This window comes from Microbacterium salitolerans (assembly GCF_019720895.1).
In the GTDB taxonomy this organism is placed as follows: domain Bacteria; phylum Actinomycetota; class Actinomycetes; order Actinomycetales; family Microbacteriaceae; genus Microbacterium.
This window is the reverse complement of record NZ_JAHKSH010000002.1, coordinates 25694-50225: the sequence shown is the minus strand read 5'-3', so window position 1 is coordinate 50225 and position 24532 is coordinate 25694. Positions and strand designations below refer to the sequence as shown.

The 24532-nt window shown below is 69.9% G+C and carries 25 protein-coding genes; 6 read left to right on the top strand and 19 right to left on the bottom strand.

The window, feature by feature from the left end:
• Positions 1-20 precede the first annotated feature (20 nt).
• On the top strand, positions 21-836 hold the full coding sequence (locus tag KOL93_RS03410) for a ParA family protein (RefSeq protein ID WP_221583931.1): 816 nt from the start codon (positions 21-23) through the stop codon (positions 834-836).
• 71 nt (positions 837-907) lie between these two features.
• Here KOL93_RS03410 and KOL93_RS03405 read toward each other — a convergent pair whose 3' ends face one another.
• The 3 genes from KOL93_RS03405 to KOL93_RS03395 form a co-directional block, all read right to left on the bottom strand.
• Positions 908-1450, bottom strand: a complete 543-nt coding sequence (locus tag KOL93_RS03405; protein WP_221583930.1) for a MerR family transcriptional regulator — start codon at positions 1448-1450, stop codon at positions 908-910.
• Between the two features lie 127 nt (positions 1451-1577).
• The gene (gene ftsR, locus KOL93_RS03400; RefSeq protein WP_221583929.1) at positions 1578-2276 is read right to left on the bottom strand and encodes a transcriptional regulator FtsR; all 699 of its coding nucleotides are present in this window, start codon (positions 2274-2276) and stop codon (positions 1578-1580) included.
• Positions 2276-2749, bottom strand: coding sequence for an FHA domain-containing protein (locus tag KOL93_RS03395; RefSeq protein WP_221584493.1), 474 nt, complete (start codon positions 2747-2749; stop codon positions 2276-2278). Before KOL93_RS03395 ends, ftsR begins: the two co-directional genes overlap by 1 nt.
• A gap of 153 nt (positions 2750-2902) precedes the next feature.
• Here KOL93_RS03395 and KOL93_RS03390 point away from each other — a divergent pair, with 153 nt between their 5' ends.
• Both KOL93_RS03390 and lpdA read left to right on the top strand, forming a co-directional pair.
• Complete coding sequence (locus KOL93_RS03390) at positions 2903-3583, top strand: copper resistance CopC family protein (RefSeq protein ID WP_221583928.1); 681 nt, start codon at positions 2903-2905, stop codon at positions 3581-3583.
• A 44-nt stretch (positions 3584-3627) separates the two neighbouring features.
• Complete coding sequence (gene lpdA, locus KOL93_RS03385) at positions 3628-5025, top strand: dihydrolipoyl dehydrogenase (protein ID WP_221583927.1); 1398 nt, start codon at positions 3628-3630, stop codon at positions 5023-5025.
• 57 nt (positions 5026-5082) lie between these two features.
• Here lpdA and KOL93_RS03380 read toward each other — a convergent pair whose 3' ends face one another.
• The 9 genes from KOL93_RS03380 to KOL93_RS03340 form a co-directional block, all read right to left on the bottom strand.
• Complete coding sequence (locus KOL93_RS03380) at positions 5083-5685, bottom strand: CYTH domain-containing protein (protein ID WP_221583926.1); 603 nt, start codon at positions 5683-5685, stop codon at positions 5083-5085.
• Positions 5685-5903, bottom strand: a complete 219-nt coding sequence (locus tag KOL93_RS03375; protein WP_221583925.1) for a response regulator — start codon at positions 5901-5903, stop codon at positions 5685-5687. Before KOL93_RS03375 ends, KOL93_RS03380 begins: the two co-directional genes overlap by 1 nt.
• Positions 5904-5943: 40 nt before the next feature.
• Entirely contained in the window at positions 5944-7017 is a 1074-nt protein-coding gene (locus KOL93_RS03370; RefSeq protein WP_221583924.1) for a YihY/virulence factor BrkB family protein, read from the bottom strand.
• 48 nt (positions 7018-7065) lie between these two features.
• Positions 7066-7536, bottom strand: a complete 471-nt coding sequence (locus KOL93_RS03365; protein ID WP_221583923.1) for a prepilin peptidase — start codon at positions 7534-7536, stop codon at positions 7066-7068.
• A gap of 47 nt (positions 7537-7583) precedes the next feature.
• On the bottom strand, positions 7584-8060 hold the full coding sequence (gene smpB / locus KOL93_RS03360; RefSeq protein WP_221583922.1) for an SsrA-binding protein SmpB: 477 nt from the start codon (positions 8058-8060) through the stop codon (positions 7584-7586).
• 68 nt (positions 8061-8128) lie between these two features.
• The gene (ftsX, locus tag KOL93_RS03355) at positions 8129-9040 is read right to left on the bottom strand and encodes a permease-like cell division protein FtsX (protein WP_221583921.1); all 912 of its coding nucleotides are present in this window, start codon (positions 9038-9040) and stop codon (positions 8129-8131) included.
• A complete protein-coding gene (gene ftsE / locus KOL93_RS03350; RefSeq protein WP_221583920.1) occupies positions 9037-10101 on the bottom strand; it encodes a cell division ATP-binding protein FtsE in 1065 nt (354 codons plus the stop codon). The genes ftsX and ftsE overlap by 4 nt, the downstream gene beginning before the upstream one ends.
• Positions 10102-10158: 57 nt before the next feature.
• A complete protein-coding gene (locus KOL93_RS03345) occupies positions 10159-11817 on the bottom strand; it encodes an ABC transporter ATP-binding protein (protein WP_221583919.1) in 1659 nt (552 codons plus the stop codon).
• Entirely contained in the window at positions 11814-13484 is a 1671-nt protein-coding gene (locus KOL93_RS03340; RefSeq protein WP_221583918.1) for an ATP-binding cassette domain-containing protein, read from the bottom strand. Before KOL93_RS03340 ends, KOL93_RS03345 begins: the two co-directional genes overlap by 4 nt.
• A 107-nt stretch (positions 13485-13591) precedes the next feature.
• Between KOL93_RS03340 and KOL93_RS03335 the strand changes: the two genes are divergently transcribed.
• Entirely contained in the window at positions 13592-14191 is a 600-nt protein-coding gene (locus tag KOL93_RS03335; RefSeq protein WP_221583917.1) for a TetR/AcrR family transcriptional regulator, read from the top strand.
• A gap of 61 nt (positions 14192-14252) precedes the next feature.
• Here KOL93_RS03335 and pepN read toward each other — a convergent pair whose 3' ends face one another.
• The gene (pepN, locus tag KOL93_RS03330) at positions 14253-16760 is read right to left on the bottom strand and encodes an aminopeptidase N (protein ID WP_221583916.1); all 2508 of its coding nucleotides are present in this window, start codon (positions 16758-16760) and stop codon (positions 14253-14255) included.
• Between the two features lie 109 nt (positions 16761-16869).
• Between pepN and KOL93_RS03325 the strand changes: the two genes are divergently transcribed.
• Positions 16870-18369 carry an alanine/glycine:cation symporter family protein gene (locus tag KOL93_RS03325; protein WP_221583915.1) on the top strand — a complete coding sequence of 500 codons (1500 nt, stop codon included), beginning with the start codon at positions 16870-16872 and terminating at the stop codon, positions 18367-18369.
• A 40-nt stretch (positions 18370-18409) separates the two neighbouring features.
• On the opposite strand, the gene KOL93_RS03320 is transcribed toward KOL93_RS03325, so the two are convergent.
• The gene (locus KOL93_RS03320; RefSeq protein ID WP_221583914.1) at positions 18410-19054 is read right to left on the bottom strand and encodes an NAD(P)-dependent oxidoreductase; all 645 of its coding nucleotides are present in this window, start codon (positions 19052-19054) and stop codon (positions 18410-18412) included.
• A gap of 94 nt (positions 19055-19148) precedes the next feature.
• Between KOL93_RS03320 and KOL93_RS03315 the strand changes: the two genes are divergently transcribed.
• The gene (locus KOL93_RS03315; protein ID WP_221583913.1) at positions 19149-20744 is read left to right on the top strand and encodes a cation:proton antiporter family protein; all 1596 of its coding nucleotides are present in this window, start codon (positions 19149-19151) and stop codon (positions 20742-20744) included.
• 4 nt (positions 20745-20748) lie between these two features.
• On the opposite strand, the gene KOL93_RS03310 is transcribed toward KOL93_RS03315, so the two are convergent.
• The 5 genes from KOL93_RS03310 to KOL93_RS03290 form a co-directional block, all read right to left on the bottom strand.
• Positions 20749-21255 carry a flavin reductase family protein gene (locus tag KOL93_RS03310; protein WP_221583912.1) on the bottom strand — a complete coding sequence of 169 codons (507 nt, stop codon included), beginning with the start codon at positions 21253-21255 and terminating at the stop codon, positions 20749-20751.
• A gap of 65 nt (positions 21256-21320) precedes the next feature.
• Entirely contained in the window at positions 21321-21977 is a 657-nt protein-coding gene (locus KOL93_RS03305; protein WP_221583911.1) for a ThuA domain-containing protein, read from the bottom strand.
• 5 nt (positions 21978-21982) lie between these two features.
• The gene (locus KOL93_RS03300; protein ID WP_221583910.1) at positions 21983-22675 is read right to left on the bottom strand and encodes a ferredoxin-NADPH reductase; all 693 of its coding nucleotides are present in this window, start codon (positions 22673-22675) and stop codon (positions 21983-21985) included.
• Between the two features lie 3 nt (positions 22676-22678).
• On the bottom strand, positions 22679-23575 hold the full coding sequence (locus KOL93_RS03295) for a carbohydrate ABC transporter permease (protein ID WP_221583909.1): 897 nt from the start codon (positions 23573-23575) through the stop codon (positions 22679-22681).
• The gene (locus KOL93_RS03290; RefSeq protein ID WP_221583908.1) at positions 23575-24501 is read right to left on the bottom strand and encodes a carbohydrate ABC transporter permease; all 927 of its coding nucleotides are present in this window, start codon (positions 24499-24501) and stop codon (positions 23575-23577) included. The genes KOL93_RS03295 and KOL93_RS03290 overlap by 1 nt, the downstream gene beginning before the upstream one ends.
• Positions 24502-24532 lie beyond the last annotated feature (31 nt).

Here is a 24532-nt window from a genome sequence, read left to right as displayed (position 1 = left end):
GGGGAAGGTAACGTGGGCATGTGCACGTACTCAGCGTCAGTTCTCTGAAGGGCGGCGTCGGAAAGACGACGGTCACCCTGGGCCTCGCGTCGGCCGCGTTCGCGCGCGGGATCCGTACGCTCGTCGTCGACCTCGACCCGCAGTCGGATGTGTCGACCGGTCTCGATGTCAACACGGCCGGCCGCCTCAACGTGGCCGACGTGCTCGAGAATCCGAAGGAGAAGACCGTCCGGCAGGCGATCGCCTCCAGCGGGTGGACCAAGGTCCACCCCGGAACGATCGACATCATGCTCGGCAGTCCGTCGGCCATCAACTACGACGGTCCGCACCCCTCGGTGCGCGACGTCTGGAAGATGGAGGAGGCACTCGCCCTCGTCGAGGACGAGTACGACCTCGTCCTGATCGACTGCGCCCCCTCGCTCAACGCGCTGACGCGCACGGCGTGGGCGGCGAGCGACCGCGTGGCCGTCGTCACGGAGCCGGGTCTGTTCTCTGTCGCCGCCGCCGACCGCGCGCTGCGCGCCATCGAGGAGATCCGCCGAGGACTCTCCTCGCGCCTGCAGCCCCTCGGCATCATCGTCAACCGCGTTCGCCCGCAGTCCGTCGAGCACCAGTTCCGCATCAAGGAGCTGCGCGACATGTTCGGCCTCCTCGTGCTCGAGCCGCAGCTCCCCGAGCGCACGTCACTGCAGCAGGCGCAGGGCGCCGCGAAGCCGCTGCATGTCTGGCCCGGTGAGTCGGCGCAGGAGCTCGCTGCCGACTTCGACCAGCTGCTCGACCGCATCATCGAGGCAGGTCACATCGCCGTCCCCGAGAACGGTCCGCACGCGAACTGATCCGCAGCGCACACGAAGAAGACCCCGCCTCGGCGGGGTCTTCGTGTCTGCGGGGCCAGCTGTCCGGAGGATCAGGCCGTCTTCCTGGCCCGGTGCGCGGCCAGCTCGTCGACGGGATCCGGGACGGCGGGGTCGAACTCGACGAGCGTCGACTCGACCTCGCGCAGGACCTTGCCCACAGCGATGCCGAAGACGCCCTGACCGCGGCTGACGAGGTCGATGACCTCGTCGTTCGACGTGCAGAGGTAGACGGAGGCGCCGTCGCTCATGAGCGTCGTGCCCGCGAGGTCGCGGATGCCCGCCGCCCGCAGCTGCTCGACCGCGACGCGGATCTGCTGCAGCGAGATGCCCGTGTCCAGAAGGCGCTTGACGAGCTTGAGGACCAGGATGTCGCGGAAGCCGTAGAGGCGCTGCGAACCGGATCCGTGCGCGTTCCGGATGGTCGGGACGACGAGCTCGGTGCGCGCCCAGTAGTCGAGCTGACGGTAGGTGATGCCCGCGGCCTTCGCGGCGACCGCGCCGCGGTATCCCGTCTCCGGGTCGAGCTGCGGAAGGCCGTCGGTGAAGAGAAGGTCGACCGTGAAGCCGCTGTCGTGGGGGTGTCCCGCGCTCATGTTCGTCCTCTCCTCCGGGGTCTCATCCACAGTACGGCCGCGGGTGTTCCCCATCAACGACATCCGCTCCGGACGTGGCGGCGTGTCGGTGAAGCGTTATCAATTGTGATCGAACGACGCTCATCGGTCACTCGGGAAGGATCCGCGTGAGCGCCTGGCGCACGAAGATCGCCCGCACGTCATCGAGCCGCTGGGCGAGCTGCGGCGCGACCTCGGTCGACCGGGCGCGCGAGTGCGCATCGGTACGGCGCAGGAGAGGCGACAGCGCCGCCTCGATGAGCGCGACCTCGCGATCGGCGCTCTGCCGCATGGCGCGGACATGACGGGGGTCGATGCCGTGCCGCTCGAGCGCGACGAGCGCCCGCAGAAGCGACACCGCCTCGGCATCGTACGTCTCGGCCGGCTTCATGAGCCCGAGGCTGAACGCGTCGTTGAGGAGCTGAGGCGCCGCGCCCGCCGCGTCGAGCAGGTCGGCGCGCGAGTAGGTGCGCTCTCGGGGGTGGATCGACATCGGTGCCTGCGGCACGTCGGGCGAGCGCCCCTCGTCGATGTCGTCGAGGTAGGAGCGAATGACGTTGAGCGGCAGGTAGTGGTCTCGCTGCAGGGTGAGCGCGAGACGGAGCCGATCGACGTCGGCCGGGGAGAACTTGCGATACCCCGATGCCGTCCGCTGCGGTGTGACGATGCCCTGCACCTCGAGGAACCGCAGCTTGCTCGACGTGAGCGCCGGGAACTCGCCCGACAGCTTGGAGAGGACCTGCCCGATCGAGAGAAGGGTCGCCTTCTCCTTCGCGGCGGCCCGACCCCTCGCGGCCGCCGCCGCCATCAGGAAGCCGCCGCCGGAAGGTCGCGCGGCGAACTGAAGAAGTTGAGGCGGAACTTGCCGATGCGCACCTCGTCGCCGTTGCGGAGCTCGGCACGATCGACGCGCTCTCCGTTGACGTACGTGCCGTTGAGCGAACGCTGGTCGACGAGTTCGAACGTCGAGCGCGATCGCGTGATCTCGGCGTGACGACGCGACACCGTCACGTCGTCGAAGAAGATGCCCGCCTCGGGGTGGCGGCCCACCGTCGTCGAGTCGGTGTCGAGGAGGTAGCGCGCACCGGCCGCGGGGCCCGAGCGCACGAGAAGCAGAGCGGCACGCGCGGGGAGCGCGGAGATCGCGTCGAGCTCGGCCTGCGACAGCTCGCCGTGGAAGGGGATGAACGAGAGGTCGGCCTCGTGACCGAACGTCTGCGTGTGGTCGCCTGACCCGTCGTATCCGGCCGCGCTCGGGATGTGCCGAGTGGCGGCGGGCATGGGTTCATACTGCTGGTCTGACACGCGCACTCCTTCCGTTCCCGCAAGCCTAACGGATCCGACCCCCTCGGCGCGCGCCGATCTGACGCGTCGTTCGCGCATCCTGAGCGCGCTGTGAGCGGCGTGCTCGCCGTCGGGCGTAGCGTGTGGCACGTGACTGAACGCACCACCCCCCTGCCCCGCTCGCGCACCCGCCGCGCTCTGGCCCTCGCCGCTCTCATCGGCGCGGCGTTCGTGGCGCCGCTCGCGATCGCCGCTCCCGCCGCCGCGCACTCGTCGCTCGTCTCGACGACCCCCGAGACCGACGGGTCCGTCGGCTCGCCGCCGGCGGAGGTCACGCTGACGTTCAGTGACGACCTCACACAGCCCGCGTCGCCCGGCGACGGCACGACCGACGTCGCGATCTACGACGAGTCGTGCGAGGACGCGGGCCTGATCATCGCGAATCCCGGCACGGCGGACACGCGCGACTGCCGCGACTACGCCGACGGCGATCCCGTCGTCGACGGACCGAGGGTCACGCAGGCGGTCGACACCGCGGATGCCCCCGCCGGGACCTACACCGTGATCTGGCGGGTCCTGTACGGCGACGGGCACGCCGACAGCCAGATGTTCACCTTCACCGCCGAGCAGCCGACCTCCCCCGAGGTGACGCCGACCGCGAGCCCGACCGACGCTCCCCAGGATCCGACGGAATCGGCCGCGCCCTCCGAGGATTCGGGAGATGACGCCGGCCTGTCCGCGCCGGTCGTCATCGCGATCGTCAGCGGCATCGTCCTGCTGCTGCTCGTCGCGTTCATCGTCTGGATGATCGTCCGCTCTCGTCGATCGTGACGGGCCGCGGATGTGCCCGGCCCTGAGGGATTAGGCTGAGAACCATGCCTCATTACGACGTCGTCATCCTCGGCGCGGGCCCCGGCGGTTACGTCGCGGCCGTTCGCAGCGCCCAGCTCGGATTGAACACCGCGATCATCGAAGAGAAGTACTGGGGCGGTGTGTGCCTCAACGTGGGATGCATCCCCTCCAAGTCGCTCCTCAAGAACGCGGAGGTCGCCCACACGTTCACCCACAAGGCCGACTTCTTCGGCATGTCGGGTGAGGTCTCGTTCGACTTCGGCAAGGCGTTCGATCGCAGCCGCAAGGTCGCTGAGACGCACGTCAAGGGCATCCACTTCCTGATGAAGAAGAACAAGGTCACCGAGTACGACGGCCGCGGCAGCTTCGTCGACGCGAAGACCATCGACGTGGCGAAGAGCGACGGATCCACCGAGCGCGTCACCGCCGACAACGTCATCATCTCCACCGGCTCCGTCGTGCGCTCGCTTCCCGGCATCGCGCTGAGCGAGAACGTCGTGTCCTACGAAGAGCAGATCCTCTCCCGCGATCTGCCGAACTCGATCGTCATCGTGGGCGCCGGCGCCATCGGCATGGAGTTCGGGTACGTGCTGTCGAACTACGGCGTGAAGGTCACGATCGTCGAGTTCGCCGATCGCGTGCTCCCGAACGAAGACGCCGACGTGTCGAAGGAGATCGCGAAGGCGTACAAGAAGCTCGGCATCGACATCCTCACGTCGACGGGTGTGACGTCCGCGACCGACAGCGGATCCTCCGTGCACGTCACGTACAAGAAGCAGGACGGGACCGAGGGCGAGCTCGACGCCGACAAGGTCCTCATGTCGGTCGGCTTCGCGCCGCGGACCGAGGGCTACGGACTCGAGAACTCGGGAGTGAAGCTCACCGACCGCGGGGCGATCGACATCGACGACCACATGCGCACGAACGTCGACGGCGTCTACGCGATCGGCGACGTCACGGCCAAGCTTCAGCTCGCCCACGTCGCCGAAGCCCAGGCGATCGTGGCCGCCGAGACGATCGGCGGAGCCGAGACGCAGACGCTCGGCGACTACCGCATGATGCCGCGCGCCACCTTCTGCTCGCCGCAGGTCGCGAGCTTCGGCCTCACCGAGGAGCAGGCCAAGGCCGAGGGCTACGACGTCAAGGTCGCGAAGTTCCCGTTCTCGGCCAACGGCAAGGCCAACGGCCTCGGAGAGCCCGTCGGCTTCGTCAAGCTCATCGCCGACGCCGAGCACCTGGAACTCCTCGGCGGGCACCTCATCGGCCCCGATGTGTCCGAGCTCCTCCCCGAGCTCACGCTCGCGCAAAAGTGGGACCTCACGGCACTCGAGGCCGCCCGCAACGTGCACACGCACCCGACGCTGTCGGAGGCGCTGCAGGAGGGCTTCCACGGCCTCGCGGGCCACATGATCAACATGTGACACCCCTCGCACGCGACGGCGGCCTCGATCCATCCGGACCGAGGCCGCCGTCGTCTGTCAGCGACCGAGCGCGCGGGCCAGCTTCGAGGTGCTCGAGGGGGCCGTCGCGCCCGCACGGAACGCCGCCTCGTCGACCGCAGCGAAGAACGCCTCGACGTCGTCCGGTGCTCCGGGACCGAGCTCGACCTCCCACTCGGACCAGGCGCGCTCCTCCTCGTGGCGGAGATCGGACGAGCGCACGGAGTCGTCGACGAACTCGGCGACGACCTCACCGCCCGCACCGCGCAGCTCGTAGGCCACGCGGTCGTTGAGGATGCGTGCGAGCGGCCGGAGGTCGGTGCCGTCGGTCCAGGCGGACAGCTCCGCGAGCACCTCGTCGGGGACCGCGTCGCCCGCCAGCGGCCACTGCACCTCGGTGCGGCCCCCGTCGACCAGGGGTCCCTTGATGTGCCACCCCTCGTCGGGCCCGCCCGTCCGGCGCCGCAGCGCGACGCCCTTCTGCGCGAGCGCGAGATCGGGCGTGTCGAGGTAGAGCGCGTCCAGATGACGCACCTCCCCGTCGGACACGCTCACGACGCCGGGGACGACCGTCCAGTCGGGAACGGGCGTCCCCGGACGCACGTCGAACTTGCGCTCGACCTCGACGGAACGCGACGCCATCAGTCGTCGCCGTGCGGCACGAGGTCGTCCTCGCCCTCGACGTACCAGAACTGGGCCTCGGTCGGACCGTCGTCGGGCCCGGTGTTCGTCAGCTCCCCTGCGCGTGCGTAGACGAGCTGGCTCGCCGAATACGGGATGATGAGCCGCTGCTCTTCGAGATCCTCGAGGGGGATCACCTGTCCGTCGAGCGGACCGCGATGGAGACGTGCGAGTGCCATGGTCACAATGTACGCCTCCCGGAATATGAGCGGGTGGAGGTCAGCGCATCCTCGTGTCGCTGTCGGACTCGTCGTCCTCGAATCGCTCCTCGAGCGCAGCGATCTGCTCGCGTTCGCGCTTCTCGGCCTCGCGCGCGGCGAGAAGAGCGTCCTCCGCCACTCGCATGTCGCGCTCCGCGGCGCGGACGGCGCGCTGACCGAGGGTCTCCGCGCCGTACCGCTCGCCGACGCGGTTGTGCCGCTCCTCCGCCGTGACGACGATGAAGGCGCACGCGACGAGGATCACCTGCGCCGACAGATTGAACCACAGCAGCAGCGCGATGAGCGACGCGAAGCCGGCGAGAAGCGGGTTGTTGTCGGCTCCCCCGACGAACAGGCTCGAAAGCTGCTGGAGCACGACGAGCCCAGCGCCGCCGATCAGCGCCCCCGGCACCACGTCGCGCGCGTGCACCGACAACCCGGCCTGCAGCCAGAACAGCCACGCGATGATGATCGCGTCGATGAGGAACGTCACCAGCACCGCCACGACACGGGTGAGGACCACGGCGACGCCTCCGTCGCGGATCCCCAACCAGACGAGCGCCGTGTCGACGAAGGAGGATCCGAGGAAGGTCACGACGGCCGAGACCAGCAGAAGCACCCCGATCGACAGCGCGAAGAGCAGGTCCTTCAGGCGCATCACGATCGCGTTCGAGTTGTTCTGACGTGTGCCGGCGAGGATGCGCACCGACACGCGCAGGTTGCCGACGGCGCTCACCAGCGCCAGTACGAGCGCGAGCACCGATACGATTCCTGCGATCGTCACGCCCGTGCCGACCTCCGGCACCTCGTCGACGTTGATCAGAGCAGTCCCATCGGTCGCCACGAGCCCCGGAACGAGGCGGTCGACCGAGGTGATGAGCGACTGCCACAGTTCGCTGTTGGATGACAGAACGAGCGATGCCAGCGAGAAGCCCAGGAGCACGGCGGCAAAGACCGCGAACAGCGCGCGGAACGTGATGGCCGCTGCCAGGAGCCCGCCTCGATGGTCGCCGAACATGAGCACTGCGCGCGTGAAACGCAGCTGAAGCAGCCACGCGAGCGCGGCTTTCACACCAGACAGCACTTTCGCCATACCCGACACGCTATCCGGTCCGGGGCGCCTGCTCACACGTGCCTCGCGTCACACGAGCGCGATCCCGAGACAGGCACCGAGGATCATGCACGGACCGAACGCGATGTGGGTGCGCAGCGTGCCCGCACCGCTCACGATCATGCCGATCGCCCAGGCGCTGCCCACCACGAACGCGAGCCCGGCTCCGAGGGCGAAGGCCAGCCACCCGTCCCAGGCCAGGAGCATGCCGATCGGCACGGCGAGCTTCACATCTCCGCCTCCGAGGCCGCCGCCGCTCGCGGCGCGGAGCAACAGATACACGGCGCCGAGGATCAAGCCTCCGGCGAGACTGCGGAGGGGCGCGTCGGCGGATCCGTCGACGGCCGACACGAGCACGACGGACAGCGCGAGCGCCGCCGTGAGGGGGCCGACGATCGCGTTGGGCAGCCGGTGCTCCCGGATGTCGATGTGAGCCAGCCACGCGGCGACACCGAAGAAGCCGACGTGGACCGCCGCGGTGAGGACGTCGACGAGAGGCACCCGATCAGCGTAGGAACTCCCGCGGGGGTGGCGTATATGCCTGTGAGCTACTCGCCCATGCGGTTGCGGCTGCGCATCGCGCGGTCGGCCTCGCGCTTGTCCTGACGCTCGCGGAGCGTCTGGCGCTTGTCGTACTGGGTCTTGCCCTTCGCGACGGCGATCTCGACCTTGGCGCGCCCGTCGACGAAATAGAGCTTGAGCGGCACGAGGGTGTAGCCGCCCTGCGCGACCTTCTGGCCGATCTTGGTGATCTCATCCTTGTGCAGCAGCAGCTTCCGCTGGCGCTTGGCGGCGTGGTTCGTCCACGTGCCCTGCGAGTACTGCGGGATGTTGACCTGATCGAGCCACGCCTCGCCGCGGTCGACGAACGCGTAGCCGTCCGTGAGGTTCGCGTGACCGGCGCGCAGCGACTTGACCTCGGTACCGGAGAGCACGATGCCCGCCTCGTAGGTCTTCTCGAACGTGTACTCGTGCCGCGCGCGGCGGTTCACCGCGACGACCTTCTCGCCCTTCTCACGAGCCATGCGCTCACCTCCTCAGCCCTCGGCATGGAACAGCCTTCCATCCTATGCCACGCCGGGAGGTGCGCCGATCAGGCGCGGAGCCAGCGGCGGATCGCGACGCCGGCGGACAGTGCGGCGAGCACGACGCCGAGCGCGATGATGATGGGGACGACGAACCACGCGTCGGCGAGCGAGATCCACGGGATCGCTCCCGCCTCGCGGGAGAGGTAGTCCTCGACGCCGACGCGGACGCCGACGAGCACAGCGGCGCTCGCGAGCGCCGCACCGAGGAAAGCCGCGAGCACGCCTTCGAGCACGAACGGCGTCTGGATCGTGCCGTTCGAGGCGCCGACGAGGCGCATGATCTCGACCTCGCGCCGGCGCGCGTACGCCGACAGGCGAATCGTCGTCGCGATGAGCAGAACCGCCGAGACGAGCATGAGCGCCGCGATCCCGACCGCGATGTACGTGGCGATCGTGAGCGTCGCGAACAGCGGATCGAGGTACTCGAGCTGATCGGCGACCTCCTCGACGCCCTGCACGCCGCTGAACGCCTCGCGGATCACGTTCGTCTGATCGGGGTTCAGCAGGTTGATGTGGAAGATCGCACTCGTCTGGTCGACCGTGACGAGGCCGGCGAGATCGTCGTCGAAGCTCTCGACGAGCGCCTCGTGCGCGTCCTCCTGAGACTCGTAGCTGAACTCGGACACGAGCGGTCCGAGCGTGGATCCCTCGAGCTGCGTGCGCACCTCGTCGATCTGCTCCTCGGTCGCGACGCCGTCCACGCAGGTGTCGACCTCCGAGATCGACGAGCACATGTAGACGTCGACCTGGGCGCGGTCCTCGAAATAGGCGTTCGTCTTCGCGATCTGGGCCTGCATGAGGATCGCGGCCCCCACGAAGGTGAGCGACACGAACGTGACGAGGATGACCGAGATCACCATGGACGCGTTGCGGCGGAGGCCCTGGAGCGCCTCGGACAGGATGAGTGACACGTTCACGAGGTCGGCCCCACTTCGTCGTCGTCCTCGCCCTTCAGACCCAGGCGGTCGGCCATTCCGAGCGCCTCGACGTCGACGTCGACCTGCGGGATCGACGACGTGCGCTCCGTCTCCCCCTCCGCCTCCACCGGCTGCTCGTCTGCGGGCGGCTCGCCGGCTGCGCTCTCGGGCTCGCGCGTCTCCGTCGCAGGCTCGGCGGACACGACGGCGTCGGGCACGACCGCGCGCTCGGGTGCGGCGTCCTCCGGCTTCGACACCACGCGGTCGGGGCCGGGCTCGGATCCGGCGACCTCCCGCTGCACGTCGAGCGCGGCCGTGAGCGCCGCGATCGACGACGCTCCCTTGTCGGTCTCAGGCTTCAGCGTGCTGACGACCGAGGTGTCGCCGTAGGATCCGCGCTGCTCGTCGCGCAGGAGGACGCCGTCGCTCAGCTCGATGACACGGCGCTGCATCTTGTCGACGAAGCCCGCCTCGTGCGTCGCCATCACGACCGTGGTCCCCGCCGCATGGATGCCCTCGAGCAGTCGCATGATCTCGACGGAGGTCGTCGGGTCGAGGTTTCCGGTGGGCTCATCGGCAAGGACGATCTGGGGGCGGTTGACGATCGCGCGCGCGATCGCGACCCGCTGCTGCTCTCCACCCGACAGCTCGTGCGGCATGCGCTTGCCCATGCCCTCGAGGCCGACGCGCTCGAGAGCCTCGGGGACCGCCGACTTGATGAGCGCGCGAGAGCGCCCGATGACCTGCAGCGCGAAGGCGATGTTCTGCGTCACGGTCTTCGACGGCAGCAGGCGGAAGTCCTGGAAGACGGACCCGATGTTGCGGCGGAAGTAGGGCGTGCGGCGGTCGGTGAGGCGGCGGGTGTCTCGCCCGAGCACGAGGACGCGACCCGAGGTGGGCGTTCCCTCGCGCAGCATGAGGCGCAGACACGACGACTTGCCGGATCCCGACGCGCCGACGAGGAACACGAACTCGCCGCGTTCGATCTCGAAGTCGACGTCGTCGAGGGCGGGCTGCGACGTGCCGCGATACCGCTTGGTGACGTTCTCGAACCGGATCATGACCCCACGAGAGTACGCGGGGGATCCGCGCCGCGAGGAAGCGACACGGCGGCCCGCCTACGGGCTCGCTGACAATTCGCCATCCGCTTCGTCGCGGACCTCGGGCAGGCGGAGCACGCGCTCGATTCCGGAGATCGCGTCATCGCGGTGGGCCACGACGACGATCGTGAGATCGGGGTTCCCCTCGACGCCCGCGCGCACGAGCCGCTGCGTCTCCGCATCCTGATGGCTCGTCGCCTCGTCGAGGATGAGGATCCGCGGATCCCGCGCCATCGCTCTGGCGATGCTCAGACGCTGGCGCTGGCCGCCCGAGAGCGACAGCCCTTCCTCGCGGAGGGGAGCGTCCAGCCCGTCGGGATGCGCGCGTACGTCGTCCGCCAGTGCCGCCTGCTCGAGCGCCCGCCATGCGGCCGCATCATCGAGTTCGGGACAGCCGAGGCGCAGGTTGTCGCGCACGGTTCCCGACACGAGCACGGGGCGCTGCTCGACGACCGTGATGGCGCGGCGCAGGTCGCCGAGCGCGACGTCGCGCACGTCGACCGCCCCCTGCTCCCCCACGAGCTCGACGGACCCCGACTGCGGATCGCGCTGGCGCACGAGAAGCGAGATGAGCGTCGACTTTCCGGAGCCCGACGGGCCGACGACCGCGAGTCGCCCACCCGGGGCGACCTCGACCGAGCAGGCCGCGAGCACGGGAGGCGCCCCGGGGAACGCGAACGTCGCCTCCGAGACGCGGAGCCCGAGTGGTCCGGGAGGAACGCGGAGTGGATCCGCGGGGTCCGCGATCGAGGTCGTGCGCGCGAGGACGCCGAGATAGCGGCGGGCCGACTGGAGCGCATGCGGCAGACTGCGGCCGAACGCCTCGACGGCCGCCGCCGCGGGGGATGCTCCGACCAGCGCCGCGGCCGCGACGATGTGGGTCGCGACATCGTCGGGAGTCGCAAGCGCGATGATCGCCATGGCGCCGGCGACGGGCCAGGCGAGCCCGATGGCCGCACGCACGCCCTGCGCCTGACCGACGCGCCGGGCGGCGATCGTGAGGTGGTCGCCCTGCCGGCGCAGGGCGGCGAGACGCGCGCGCTCGGCGCCGAGGGTGCGGATCTCCGCGAGACCGACGACGTCGCCCGTCAGATGATCGGCGATGTCGGCTCGCACCCGGGCCGTCTCGCGCGCTCCGTCGCGGACGACGCTCGCCCCGACGAGCGGCACGAGGACCGCCCCGACGGCGAACGCCGCGAACGCGACCGCGCCCGCGAGGGGGCCGACACCTGCGCCGATCGCCGATGCGACGGCGACCGGGACGATCACGGCCGTGACGGCGGGGACGATCGTGTGCGCGAAGAACACCTCGACGCGGTCGATGTCGCGCGTCGCGATGGTCGTGAGGTCGGCCGATGCGCCGGCGTCGTCGTCCGCGGCGAGCGGCATGACGGCGTCGAAGAAACGCAGGCGCATATCGGCGAGAAGATCGAAGGCGGCGCGATGGCCGAGGAAGTGCTCGAGATAGCGGAACGCGCCCTTCGCCAGCGCGAGGCCGACGAGCATGGCGCCGAGCACGGCCACGGGGACGTCATCGCCCGTCGCGGCGCTCGTGATCGCGATCGCGGGCAGCACGAGCAGGAGGATCCCGCAGGCGAGGTTCGCGAGACGCGCGAGCGCGGAGCCCGCGAGCCACGGCCAGGCGGGGCGGGAGATGCGCGCGAGGGCGGCGATCATGACGCGCCTCCCTCGGCAGGTTGCGCTCCGCGTGGCGCGATGCGACCGCCCGCGAGCACCGCGACGTGATCGGCGACGGCGGCCTCGTTCGCGCGATGCGTGATCATGACGACCGTGTGGTCGCGCGTGAGGTCGCGCAGCGTGGCCACGACGCGCGCCGCGGCGGCTCCGTCGAGGTGGGCCGTCGCCTCGTCGGCGATGACGATCGGACGGTTCGTGAGCAGCGCGCGGGCGATGCTGATCCGCTGAGCCTGCCCTCCTGACACGCCCGACGCGCCTTCGCCGACGCGCGTGTCGAGGCCGTGTGCGAGTTCGCGGCCCTCATCTGCGAAGCCCGCACGGAGGAGCGACTCGCGCATCTCGTCGTCGGTCGCCGTCGCACGCGCGAGAAGCAGGTTGTCGCGCACGGTGCCCGGGAACAGCACGGCGCGCTGGGGGACGTAGGCGACGGACCCGCGCAGGCCGTCGGCCGTCGCCGGCTCGCTGCCGAGACGGATCCCCTCGGCCGGGATGAGCCCCGCCATCGCGAGAGCGAGCGTCGACTTGCCCGCCCCCGATGCTCCGACGAGGGCCGTGAGGCTGCCGGCCGGGATCACGAGGTCGAGGCCCGAGATCGGGTCGGCGTCACCTCGTGACACGCGCGCGTCGTCGAGGGTCAGGAGGGCGTCCGCGACCGTGGCTCCGTCGTAGTCAGGAGCGCGATCGCCGAGGACCCCATCGAGCCGCCAGCGCGCCGCATCGTCGCGGCGCGTGCGCGGGAGCTGCGCGGCGATGCGCACGCGGGCCCCGGACGCGCGCCCCGCGAGCCCCACGTAGAACGAGCGACCGAGGCGGTCGACGGGCTCACGGAGGAGCCCGGAGAGCAGGACGAGCGCGATGCCTGTTCCGAGGGTGAGCCACCCGCTGTACACGCCGACGGTGGCGGCGACGCCCACGACGGCGACCGCGAAGATCCCGAACACCGCGTCGGTCACGAGGATCACGAGCTGATTGCGTCGCAGAAGCGCCATCACCTCGACGCGCAGCGCCTCGGTCTGCGCCGCGAGGCGCGCACGACGCTGCGGCTCCGCGCCGAGCAGGCGGATCGTGTGGCGCGTGCGCATCGTCTCGAGGAACGCCGCCGAAAGGCGTCCGGCGGCGGCGCGATACCGTCCCCCCGTTGCGCGGAAGCGGCGCAGGAAGACGGCGATGATCACCGGTGCCAGGGCGGTGCACACGGCGAGCCCGAGTGCGACCCCCCACGAGACGGCGAACGCGATCACGGTGAGCACGATGAGCGGGACGACGACGCCCGCGATGAGCGGACCGAGGAACGCGGTGCGGTAGTGCGCGAACCGCTCGACCTCGTCGCCGCCGTGTGCGACGCGCTCGCCCGTCGGGACCTCCGAGTCGATCGACGCGGCAAGGTTCGCGCGCGCGACGCGCTCTCGCCAGATCGCCTCTTCGCGCGGCTGCGCGCTCGTCGGGACGAGCGCCTCGCCTCCCGCGGCGAGCGCCGCGACGACGAGGGCGACCGTCGCGAGGATCCAGCTCGAGACCGGGCTCTGCCCCGCGACGAGGAGGTCGACCGCGCGCGCGACGCCGAGCCAGACGACCGTGAGGGCGAGGGCTCTGACGGCGGCGAGAGCGACGACGGCCCAGCCCGCGGCGGGGACGTCGCGCAGCATCCGAACGACCATAGACCGTCCATTGTCCACGAGGCGCGCCGCGCTCCCTTGAGATTCCCTGATCCGTTCCACACACGTCGCGCAGATTCTGGGGCAGACTGGCCACCATGACGACGAGTCACGTCTCAGCTTCCGAGGACCCGCGCGCTCTGCGCAGTCGGCAGCGACTCAAGGACGCGCTGATGCACCTGCTGCAGGGCGAGGAGCTCTCCGGCATCGGCGTCGCCGAGCTGTGCCGTGAGGCCGGTGTGCACCGAACGACGTTCTACGGCCACTACGAGAGCGTCGGAGAGCTCGCCGCCGACGTGTTCGCGAGCATGATCGACGAGGCGAGCGCCGTGGATCCCGTGAACGATCAGCCGCTCCACGTCATCGCACGCGTCTACTACGACGGCACGGCCTCCGTGCTGCGGGCCGTGGCGCGCGAACGACAGGCGATCCGCTCGCTCCTCGAGTCCTCGGTCTCGCTCGGGTTCCGTCGGCGCCTGCGCACGTACTTCGTGAAGCGCGCCGCCGAGGCGATCGAGGTCATGCGCGCGAACGGCCTCGACCTGCCGCAGAACACCGACGTCGGCACGGCCTTCATCGCGGGCGGGCTGGTCAGCAGCCTCGAGCTGTGGGCCTCGGTCGACGACGACGACGTCGAGACGTTCACACGACGGGTCTTCCGCAACATGCCGGGCTGGTGGCCCGACCTGCAGGAGTGACGACGAGCGATGGCGGCGCCCCGGAGATGAACGATCCCGGGTGCCGCCGTCGCGGCGCGCGTCACTGCAGGGAGCGCACGTGCAGCTCTCGTGCCAGGTGGTCGCGCTCCTCGATCACGAGCCGGCGCAGCGATGCCGGCGCATCGGCGTTCTCGTCGAGCCACGCGTCGACGAGGTCAAGCGAGTCGGTCGCGGGGAACAGCCCGCGTACGAGACGGCGGGCGATCTCGATCGACCGAGTCGCCCAAGCATCCCTGATCGATGCGAAGTACTCCTCGTCGAAGGGCGCGATCAGGTCGCGGCGGCCGCCCGCGCGGAAGCCCGCGATCGTCGCGCCGAGATGATCGTTCGACAGCGTCTCGTCTGTCCACGCCGCCGTCCATGCGGCTGCGCGCACCGCGGCGTCGGGTCGCGCCGCGAGCGCCTCGATCGAGGCCGTGCGCCCCGACATCGTGTCGTCCTGCGCGAGCTCGGCGCGGATGTCGTCGTCGGTCGCGGATCCGGTCGCGGCGAGCGCCTGCGTCCATGTCCACCGCAGGTCGGCGTCGAGCGGCAGCCCCTCGGGCGCCGGGCGGGTACCCGCCAGGATCTCGGCGAGCTCCTGTGAGCGGCCCGCCGTGGTGGACGCGGCTCGGCCGACGGCCCGCGCCCAGGCCAGCTGCGCGTCGCTCCCCGGCTCGGCATCCGTGAGGGCCTCCCACGCCGTGTCGAGCCACATCTCGCGAGCACGCTCACGGGCGTCGACGGAGACGTAGTGGTCGACCGTGAAGGCGGCATTCTGCAGCGTGCCGCTCAGAAGGCCGACGTTCCGCTCGGCCGGCGCGTGGCGCCGGACGATCTCGAGATAGCGCAGCGCCGCCAGCTCGCCGTCACGGGTCGCGTTCCACAGCGCCGACCAGACGAGACCTCGGGCGAGGGTGTCGTCGATCGTCGACAGCCCCCGTTCGACAGCGCGGAGCGACCGGTCGTCGAGCCGCGCCTTCGCGTACGTGAGGTCGCCGTCGTTGAGGAGCGTCAGCGCGGCGGGCTCGTCGTCGATCGTCGGCAGCTCGACGGGCGTCGTCTCGTCGGCGATGTCGAGCTCGACGCCGTCCCGCCGTACGAGCGCCCCGTCATCCCAGCCGAACAGCCCGATGCGGAGCCGATGGGGGCGCGGATCCGTCTGCACGAGCGCCGTGCCCTCGCCCGATCGGTCGAGGCTCAGCGTCGACATCCCCGTCGTCTCGAGCCATGCCGTCGACCACGCCCGCACATCGCGACCCGAGGCCTCTTCGAGGGCGACCAGCAGGTCCTCCAGCGTCGTGTTCCCGAAGGCGTGCGCCTGGAAGTAGGCCCGCGCTCCGGCGAAGAACGCCTCCTCGCCTACGAACGCCACGAGCTGCTTGAGGACCGACGCGCCCTTCGCGTAGGTGATGCCGTCGAAGTTGAGCTTCGCGGCCTCGAGATCGGGGATGTCGGCGACGACGGGGTGCGTCGTCGGCAGCTGGTCCTGCTGATACGCCCAGGCCTTGCGGCGGTTCGCGAACGACGCCCACGCGTCGGTGAAGCGCGTCGCCGCGACTGACGCGTGCGCACCCATGTAGTCGGCGAACGACTCCTTGAGCCACAGGTCGTCCCACCACTGCATCGTGACGAGGTCGCCGAACCACATGTGCGCCATCTCGTGCAGGATCGTGTTCGCACGGCCCTCGTGCTGCGCATCGGTCGACGCACCGCGGAACACGTAGCTCTCGGTGAACGTGACGAGGCCGGGGTTCTCCATGGCGCCGAGGTTGTACTCGGGCACGAAGATCTGGTCGTACTTGCCCCACGGATAGTCGAACCCGAACGCGTCGGAGAAGAAGTCGAGGCCCTGACGTGTGACCTCGAAGATCTCGTCGGAATCGAAGTGCTCGGCGAGCGAGGCACGGCAGAACGCCCCGAGCTGCACCTGCTGCTCGCCGCGTCGCCAGTCCGTCGTCGCACGATGGTACGGACCGGCGGCGACGGCCGTGATGTACGAGGACATCGGCAGCGTCGCCGCGAACTCGATGGTCTGGGAGGATCCGCCGCCCGTCGTCACCACGGGGCGCTGGTTCGACAGCACGTGCCACCCCACGGGCGACGTGATCACGAAGGTGTACGCGGCCTTCATATCCGGCTGCTCGAAGCACGCCATGACCCGACGCGAGTCGGCGGGCTCGTACTGCGTGTAGAGGTAGGTCTCTCCGTCGACCGGGTCGACGAAGCGGTGCAGGCCCTCGCCGGAGCGGCTGTAGGCTCCCGTCGCCTCGATGCGCACCTCGTTCTCGGGTCCGAGCCCGGAGACGGTCACGCGGGCGCCGTCCCACAGGACGGGGTGGTCGACGCCGTTCACGACGACGCGATGCACCTCCTCGCCGATGAAGTCGATCCACGTCGACTCGGCCTGGGCGTCGAACCGCAGGGTCGTCGTCGTGAGGAAACCCGAGACCTCGGGATCCGGCGCACTCGAGATGTCGAGCTCGACACGGACCGTGTGCAGAGTAATCCGTGCGGAGCGAGCCGCGGTCTCTTCACGGGTGAGATTGGCGGCGAGATTCGTACTCATCTCCCCATCGTAGGAAACCACGCGGCCATGCGCCGCGCCGAACAGGCACTACCGTGTTCTCTCGTGCCGGGTGATTCCCCTCCGCCCGGCATCCGCCGAAAGGAGCTCCGTGTCGGACGTCATCTCATGGGCCAACAGCATCATCTGGTCCCCCGCCCTCGTGTACCTCTGCCTCGCGGTGGGCGTGTTCTTCACGATCCGCACCCGTCTCGTCCAGGTGCGTCAGCTTCCGGAGATGTTCCGGCAGACGTTCCGCGGCACCCGATCCGCCGACGGCGTCTCGTCGTTCCAGGCACTGGCGATGTCGCTGTCGGGCCGCGTCGGCACTGGCAACATCGCGGGCGTCGCGACCGCCATCGCGTTCGGCGGGCCCGGCGCCGTGTTCTGGATGTGGACCGTCGCGTTCCTCGGAGCGTCGACATCGTTCATCGAGTCGACGCTCGGTCAGGTCTACAAGGAGCGCGACCGCGACACGGGCGAGTATCGTGGGGGCCCCGCGTACTATCTCGCGAAGGCCTTCCGTCACACGCGCGCCCGCGGGCTGTTCAACGTGTACGCGTCGGTGTTCGCGTTCGTGTCGGTCCTCGCGCTCGCGCTGTTCATGCCCGGCGTGCAGGCGAACGGCATGGCGGCCGCGATCGACCACGCGTGGGGCGTCGAGCCGTGGGTCACGGGCGTCGGCATCGTGATCGTGCTCGGATTCATCATCCTCGGCGGCGTCAAGCGCATCGCGAACTTCACGTCGATCGTCGTGCCGTTCATGGCGATCGTCTACATCCTGCTGGCCATCGTCATCGTCTTCGTCAACGCGCACATGATCGGCGACGTCCTCTCGCTCATCTTCTCGTCGGCGTTCGGGCTGAACGCGACATTCGGCGCGATCGTCGGATCCGCGGTCGAGTGGGGCGTCAAGCGCGGCATTTACTCGAATGAGGCGGGTCAGGGCACGGGGCCGCACGCGGCCGCCGCGGCCGAGGTGTCCCACCCCGCGAAGCAGGGGCTCGTGCAGGCAGGCGCCGTCTACATCGACACGCTCTTCGTGTGCTCCGCGACGGCGTTCATGATCCTCTCGACCGGCATGTACCGCGTGTTCGCGAACGGAGCGGAAGACGGACCCGTCCTCCACGAGGGCGCCGGCGGCCTCTCGAAGACGGTGGCCGTCGGGCCGGGGTTCGCCCAGGCCGGATTCGACACGCTGATGCCAGGTCTCGGCGCCACGTTCATCGCCGTGTCGCTCGCCTTCTTCGCGTTCACGACGATCGTCGCGTACTACTACATGGCCGAGACGAACCTCAAGTTCCTCCTCGCGAAGGTGCCCGACGCGGGCGCGCGCTCCGTCGTCCTGCGCATCATGCAGGCCGCCCTGCTCGTCGCCTGCGTGTTCGGAGCGACGACGACGGCGACGGATGCGTGGGCACTCGGCGACATCGGCGTGGGGCTCATGGCCTGGCTCAACATCGTCGCCGTGCTGATCCTGCAGCGCCCCGCCCTGGCGGCGCTGCGCGACTTCGAGCGCCAGCGGAAAAGCGGTCTCGACCCGCAGTTCGACCCGACGCTCCTCGGGATCCGCGGCGCGAGCTACTGGGAGGAGCGGCTCGTCCGGACGTGAGCCGGTCCGTGCGGGCGGCGTCGCCGCCCGCACGGGAACCTCAGGAGGCGACGGTGAAGCGCGCGCGGCGATGCGCCGGCGAGACGACCTCGTCGATGACCGCGAGGCCGAAGTCGGCCCCGGAGATGAAGGAGTTGCCGTCGTCGTCCGTGAGGAGCACGTCGCCGCCCATGCGGTACGTTCCGGTCGCCTCGCCCGGCGCGTAGGAGCCGAAGCCGGCGGCGGGGCTCAGGAAGAACCAGTCCAGCGCCTCATCCGCCGCGCGCAGGTCCTCGAGAACGGCCTCGGCCTCGCGCGCTTCGGGCTTGACCTCGTCGGGGAAGCCGTCGGTGTCGATGACCTTCTGTCCGCCCTCCGCGACGAACAGGGATCCGGCGCCGCCCACGACGCCAAGACGGGTGCCCGCGGCCGCTGCGGCAGTCGCGAGCTGCGCGGTCGCGGGGCGCACCGCGCCGAGCATGTCGCCGCGCGGTGCGAGGGTCGAGACGATGACGTCGACGTCCGCCGCGATCTGCGCGGCGACGCCCGCGTCCGTCACGTCGGCCTGGCGGTACTCGACGCCTTCGCGGGGCGCGTCCGGCGCGGAGCGGCTGTACGACACGACATCGAGCCCCTTCGTCAGTGCGGCGTCGACGATGTGTCCTCCGGCGTAGCCGGTTCCTCCGAGCACGGCGATGCGGGTCATGAGACCTCCTGAATCGATGCGAATGGGTGCGCCACGAGACAACCACGTCACCGCGCAAGATGTTCCCTCCTCTCCCGGCCCATAGAATCCCCCCATGTTCACGACGACGGCGGCGATCTACCTGGCCGTCGCGTTCGCACTCGGGCTCGGAGCCGTTCTCCTGCGCCTTCCTCCGCTCGTCGGCTTCCTCGCGGCGGGCTTCGCCCTCGGAGCGAGCGGCATCGACGACCTCCCGCTGGTCGAGGAGGCCGCGGATCTCGGCGTCACGCTCCTGCTGTTCGGCATCGGTCTCAAGCTCGACGTGCGCACGCTGCTCCGCAAGGAGATCTGGCTGACGAACGGCACGCACATGCTCGTGTCGACGGCGCTCGGGATCGGGTTCCTCGCCCTCCTCGCACCGCTCGGGATCGGCATGCTCGCCGGAACGGATCTCGGCACGTGGGCGCTCATCGGCTTCGGCCTGTCGTTCTCGTCGACCGTGTTCGTCGTGAAGGTGCTCGACGACCGTTCGGATGTGACGGCCACCTACGGGCGCATCGCGGTCGGCGTGCTCGTCATGCAGGACATCGCGGCGGTCGTGTTCCTCACGATCGCGAACGGCGAGGTGCCCTCACCGTGGGCCTTCGCCCTGCTCGCGCTCCTCCCCGCCGCGTGGGTGTTCCGGCGGATCTGGGATCGCATCGAGTCGCCCGACCTGCAGGTCCTCTACGGCATCGTGCTCGCGCTCGTTCCCGGCTACGCCCTCTTCGAGGCCGTCGGGCTCAAGGGCGACCTCGGCGCCCTCATCCTCGGCACCCTCCTCGCCAGCCATGCGGGCGCGAACGATCTCTCTCACCGGCTGCTGAGCGTCAAGGAGCTGCTGCTCGTGGCGTTCTTCCTCAACATCGGGTTGAGCGGCGTCCCGACGCTCGAGCATCTGGCGCTGGCCGCGATCCTCCTCGTGCTCCTCCCCCTCCAGACGCTGCTGTATGTCGCACTGCTCTGGGCGATGGGCATGCGACACCGCACATCGTGGCTCACGTCGCTCGTCATGGCGAACTACTCGGAGTTCGGCCTCATCGTGGCGGTGACCGGCACGTCGGTCGGCCTCATCTCGGAGGGCTGGGTCACCGTCCTGGCGCTGGCGGTCGCGATCAGCTTCGTCCTGTCCGCCGTCCTCAACGCGCGCGGCGTGCGCATCGCGGAGCGCCTCGCCGGGCGCATGCCGGCGCAGGACCCGGCCCGCATGCACCCCGAGGATCGCCCCATCGACATCGGCCATGCCGAGGCCCTCGTCCTCGGCATGGGACGGGTCGGGCGCGCGGCGTACGCGCGGCTGCGCGACGGCCACGGCGTCGAGGCGCTCGGCATCGAACACGACGCGACGCGCGTCGACAAGCTGCGCCGGAAGGGCGTGGAGGTGCTGCAGGCCGACGCGACGGACTCCGACTTCTGGAACCGGGTGAGCAGCTCGCACCAGGTGCAGATCGCGATCCTCGCCATGCCCTTCCACACGTCCAACATCGACGCCCTCGAGATGCTCCGCACGAACGGGTTCACCGGAACCGTCGCCGCCGTCGCGCAGAACGATCACGACGTCGCGGAACTCGCGGAGCACGGCGCGAACGCCGTGTTCCACCTCTTCGGCAGCGCTGGCACGGCCCTCGCCGACCAGACGATCGAGTCGCTCGACGGCGGCCCGACGATCTGACGCGTCAGACGACCCCGAGCTGCGGGTCGAAGTCGTAGAACGTGCGGTCGGCGAACAGAAGCGGATGCGCGTCCTCGCCCGCCTCGATGCCCGTCACCTCGGCAATCACGAGGACGGATCCGCCGACGCGGAGCGTATCGCGCGTCTCGCCGCGGAGACGCGCGCGGGCTCCCGCGAGGCGCGGGGCTCCGTCTTCGTCGAAGGTCCAGCCCTGCTCCGGCGTGAACCGCTCCCCGCCGGAGACGGCGAACTGGCTGGCGGTCGCGACGTGTTCGGGCGCGAGGAAGTGCACCTGCAGCTCGTCGGCGCGCAGAAGCGCCCCCGCCGTCCCCGTCGCGCGCGTGACCGAGAACGAGATCGCCGGAGGATCGACCGCCACCGACGCGACGCTCGATGCCGTGAGGCCGACGGGCCCGTCGTCGGTCATCGCCGTGATGATGGTCACCCCAGCGGGGTGCACCCGGAAGATCGACTTGAAGTGCGCCGCGCGCTCGAGAGCATTCTCCTGCATACGACGACGGTAACGCGCGCCAGCCGACCCGGCGCTGGGAGCGTCGTTCTTCGCAATGAACGCCGTCAGGCCGTCGCCCAGCGGGCGGCGGCCTGGAGGAGCGCGCGGTGGCTCTCCGCTCGGAACGCGCGCGCGTCGTGCCCGAGGGTCGAGACGACCGCGCGTCCCTCCTCGCGCGTGAGCGCCCACACCGCGGGCTGCGCCTCGCCGTCGACATCGCTCGTCGCGAGCACGTCGGCCTCGTCGTCCACGTCGAGGTGCGCGTAGCGCTCGTCGAAGACCCGCAGATCGCCGATGTCCGCCGTCACGGGGTGGTCCGGGCGGACGATCGCGAACGTCGCCGCGCCGATCGGCGGGTGCCCGGAGCGACCCACGATCCACTCGCCGCCGATCGCCGCGCGCCACGCGGGATAGTCGCGCAGGCTCGACACGGCGTTGTGCACCGCGAGCACGCCGATGCCGCGCGCGAGAGCGGCGTCGAGCCCGGCGACCGACGCATCGGGAGCGCCGCGCCCCGTCTCGCCGTTGCGCCAGGGATCCCCCGCATCGACGACGAGGAGATTCGCGTCCTCGAGCCGCGTCAGCGCCCGATCGACGTCGTCATCGACGACGGCGTCCCAGCCGTCTTCTCCAAGAACCTCGGCGATCAGCCCGGACGTCTCGACGAACGGGTGCCACGGGTCGGCATACCTGCCCGTTCCGGCGGCGATGATGGCGCGCATGGCGCTCACTCTGCCATGGCCGCGGCCCGCGGCGCCGTGGGCGCCGGGCGGAGCACCGGCTGCAGGCTGTACCGAGAGCCGGCCCACACGACGTAGAGGCAGGCGGCGGCCGTCAGACCCACCGCGAGGGCGGGGGCCAGAACGAAGATTCCGACCTGCACACCGGCCGCCGCCAGCGAGCCGAGCGCGAAGGGCCACCGACGCACGCTCATGATGACGGCGGCGCGCAGCACCTCGACGAGGCGGGCGGACGGCACCTCCGACAGTGCGGCGATCGCGTTCATGCCGGTCGCGACGGCGAGCACCGCGATCACGACGAGCACGGGGGCGGCGACGGCACCGTATCCGGTCGGCACGAGCACGAAGACATCGACGAGCGCGACGCTCACGATCGCGGCGACGAGGGCACTCACCGCGAGCGCCCTCCGCCACGTCTCGCGGACACCGCGGAGGAACGGGCGCACGACGCCGCGCTCCCCATCGCGGTGCGCCCGGAAGGCGCAGAACGCGCCCGCGATGCTCGGCCCGGTGAGCGCCGCGGCGAGCGCGTACAGCGGCCACGCGAGCGACGGATCCGTCGTCACGAGAAGCACGACGAGCGGCGCGCACATCACGGCGACGAGAGCGTTCACGACGAGGACGAGCTGTGCGACGCCGAACAGCGTCTCGTACATCGCGTGCGGGAAGAGGCGCTTCACGGTTCAGCCCTTCATGCCGCTCGTGGCGATGCCCTCGACGAAGAACCGCTGGCCGAGGAGGAAGATCACGGCGATGGGCACGACCGAGATCACGAGCCCCGCGAACAGCACGCCGTAGTCGACGTCGTACAGGCTCGAGACGAAGTTCTGCAGACCGAGCTGCAGGGTCCAGAGGCTCGGATCGCGCAGATACAGCAGCGGCCCGAGATAGTCGTTCCACGTGTTCACGAAGGTGAGGAGCGACAGGCTCGCGACCGCGGGGATCGACAGGGGCACCATGATGCGCCACCAGATCCCGTACTCGCTCAGCCCGTCGAGGCGGCCCGCCTCGCTCATCTCCTCCGGGATCGTCTCGTAGAACTGCTTCATGAGGAACACGCCGAACGCGCCGAAGGTCTGGAGCGCGACGATCGACCACAGGGTCCCGATGAGGGGCGTGTTCGAGATCATGATGTACTGCGGGATCATGTAGGACTGCCACGGCACGGCGATCGTCGCGACGTAGAGCAGGAACAGGGCGTTCCGTCCGGGGAAGCGGATCCGCGAGAACCCGTAGGCGGCGAAGGAGCCCGTGACCACCTGGAGCAGCGTCACCGTGACCGACAGGATGAGCGTGTTCTTCACCCAGGTGAGGATGTCGCTCTCCTCCCAGATGGCGCGGTAGTTCTCCCAGACGAACACCTCGGGGATCCAGCGCACGGGGACCGAGAAGACGGAGTTCGCGTCCTTGAGCGAGCTCATGAGCATCCAGAAGAACGGCGTCAGCATGGCGGCCGCGGCGACGATGAGGATCACGTAGAGCAGGCCGCGCCGGACGCGCGTCCACGCCGACTGCGTGCTGCCCGCCGGCCGCGGCCTCTTCCGCGCGGTCGGGGCGACGAGGGTCATGGTCTCGCTCATCACACGCTCCTCTTCTTGTTCCACATGTACTGGACGATCGTCACCACGAGGCAGAGGGCGAACAGCACGACGCTCGCGGCGGACGCGTAGCCGAAGTCGTTCTCCTCGAACCCCTTGTTGAAGATGAACTGGCTGATGACCGTGGTCGACTGGCCGGGACCGCCCTGGGTGAGCACGAGGATGAGGTCGAAGACCTTGAGGGAGTTGATCGTGAGGATCACGGTCACGAAGAACATGGTCGGGCGCAGGCACGGAAGGGTGACGTTCCAGAAGCGCTGCCACGCGTTCGCGCCGTCGACGCGCGCCGCCTCGTACAGCTCCGGCGGAACGGTCTGCAGTCCGGCGATGAACAGGACCATGTAGTAGCCCATGTCGCGCCACGTGCTGATGATCACCACGGCGGGCATCGCCCAGTCCGTCGACGTGAGCCACCCGGGACCGGGGATGCCGACGGCGCCCAGGAGCTGGTTCACGGGACCGTACTCGGGGCTGAGCAGGAGGTTCCAGACGAGGGCGATCGCGACGATCGAGGTGATGTAGGGGAAGAACGCGGCGGTGCGGAAGAACGCGACGCCGCGCAGCTTCTGGTTGAGAAGGAGCGCGAGCCCGAGCGACACGACGATCGTGAGCGGGACGTGCATGGCCGTGTAGTAGATGGTGTTGACGAAGGACGTGCGGAACGAGCCGTCGCCGAGGAGGCGCTCGAAGTTCTCGAACCCGAGGAACTGCGCCGTCGCGATCGATCCGAAGATGTTCCAGTCCGTCAGCGACATGTAGAACAGCGCGATCACGGGGATGAGCGTGAGCAGCGCGAAGCCGAGGAAGTTCGGCAGGATGAAGCTCCACCCGAGCAGGGTGTTGCGCATCCGGAGGCGCGAGGCGCGTCGGCGACGAGGCGGCGCCGCGGCGATGTCAGGAGCGGTCATGCGTGTCCTTCGGAGCTCGGGCCGTGCCGGT

Excerpts from the sequence above, each read along its gene's own strand:
- KOL93_RS03405 (WP_221583930.1), bottom strand. The coding sequence starts at position 1,450 with ATGAGCGCGGGACACCCCCACGACAGCGGCTTCACGGTCGACCTTCTC.
- ftsR (WP_221583929.1), bottom strand. The coding sequence starts at position 2,276 with ATGGCGGCGGCGGCCGCGAGGGGTCGGGCCGCCGCGAAGGAGAAGGCG.
- KOL93_RS03395 (WP_221584493.1), bottom strand. The coding sequence starts at position 2,749 with ATGCCCGCCGCCACTCGGCACATCCCGAGCGCGGCCGGATACGACGGG.
- lpdA (WP_221583927.1), top strand. The coding sequence starts at position 3,628 with ATGCCTCATTACGACGTCGTCATCCTCGGCGCGGGCCCCGGCGGTTAC.
- KOL93_RS03380 (WP_221583926.1), bottom strand. The coding sequence starts at position 5,685 with ATGGCGTCGCGTTCCGTCGAGGTCGAGCGCAAGTTCGACGTGCGTCCG.
- KOL93_RS03375 (WP_221583925.1), bottom strand. The coding sequence starts at position 5,903 with ATGGCACTCGCACGTCTCCATCGCGGTCCGCTCGACGGACAGGTGATC.
- KOL93_RS03370 (WP_221583924.1), bottom strand. The coding sequence starts at position 7,017 with ATGGCGAAAGTGCTGTCTGGTGTGAAAGCCGCGCTCGCGTGGCTGCTT.
- smpB (WP_221583922.1), bottom strand. The coding sequence starts at position 8,060 with ATGGCTCGTGAGAAGGGCGAGAAGGTCGTCGCGGTGAACCGCCGCGCG.
- ftsE (WP_221583920.1), bottom strand. The coding sequence starts at position 10,101 with ATGATCCGGTTCGAGAACGTCACCAAGCGGTATCGCGGCACGTCGCAG.
- KOL93_RS03345 (WP_221583919.1), bottom strand. The coding sequence starts at position 11,817 with ATGATCGCCGCCCTCGCGCGCATCTCCCGCCCCGCCTGGCCGTGGCTC.
- KOL93_RS03340 (WP_221583918.1), bottom strand. The coding sequence starts at position 13,484 with ATGCTGCGCGACGTCCCCGCCGCGGGCTGGGCCGTCGTCGCTCTCGCC.
- KOL93_RS03335 (WP_221583917.1), top strand. The coding sequence starts at position 13,592 with ATGACGACGAGTCACGTCTCAGCTTCCGAGGACCCGCGCGCTCTGCGC.
- pepN (WP_221583916.1), bottom strand. The coding sequence starts at position 16,760 with ATGAGTACGAATCTCGCCGCCAATCTCACCCGTGAAGAGACCGCGGCT.
- KOL93_RS03320 (WP_221583914.1), bottom strand. The coding sequence starts at position 19,054 with ATGACCCGCATCGCCGTGCTCGGAGGAACCGGCTACGCCGGAGGACAC.
- KOL93_RS03315 (WP_221583913.1), top strand. The coding sequence starts at position 19,149 with ATGTTCACGACGACGGCGGCGATCTACCTGGCCGTCGCGTTCGCACTC.
- KOL93_RS03310 (WP_221583912.1), bottom strand. The coding sequence starts at position 21,255 with ATGCAGGAGAATGCTCTCGAGCGCGCGGCGCACTTCAAGTCGATCTTC.
- KOL93_RS03305 (WP_221583911.1), bottom strand. The coding sequence starts at position 21,977 with ATGCGCGCCATCATCGCCGCCGGAACGGGCAGGTATGCCGACCCGTGG.
- KOL93_RS03295 (WP_221583909.1), bottom strand. The coding sequence starts at position 23,575 with ATGAGCGAGACCATGACCCTCGTCGCCCCGACCGCGCGGAAGAGGCCG.
- KOL93_RS03290 (WP_221583908.1), bottom strand. The coding sequence starts at position 24,501 with ATGACCGCTCCTGACATCGCCGCGGCGCCGCCTCGTCGCCGACGCGCC.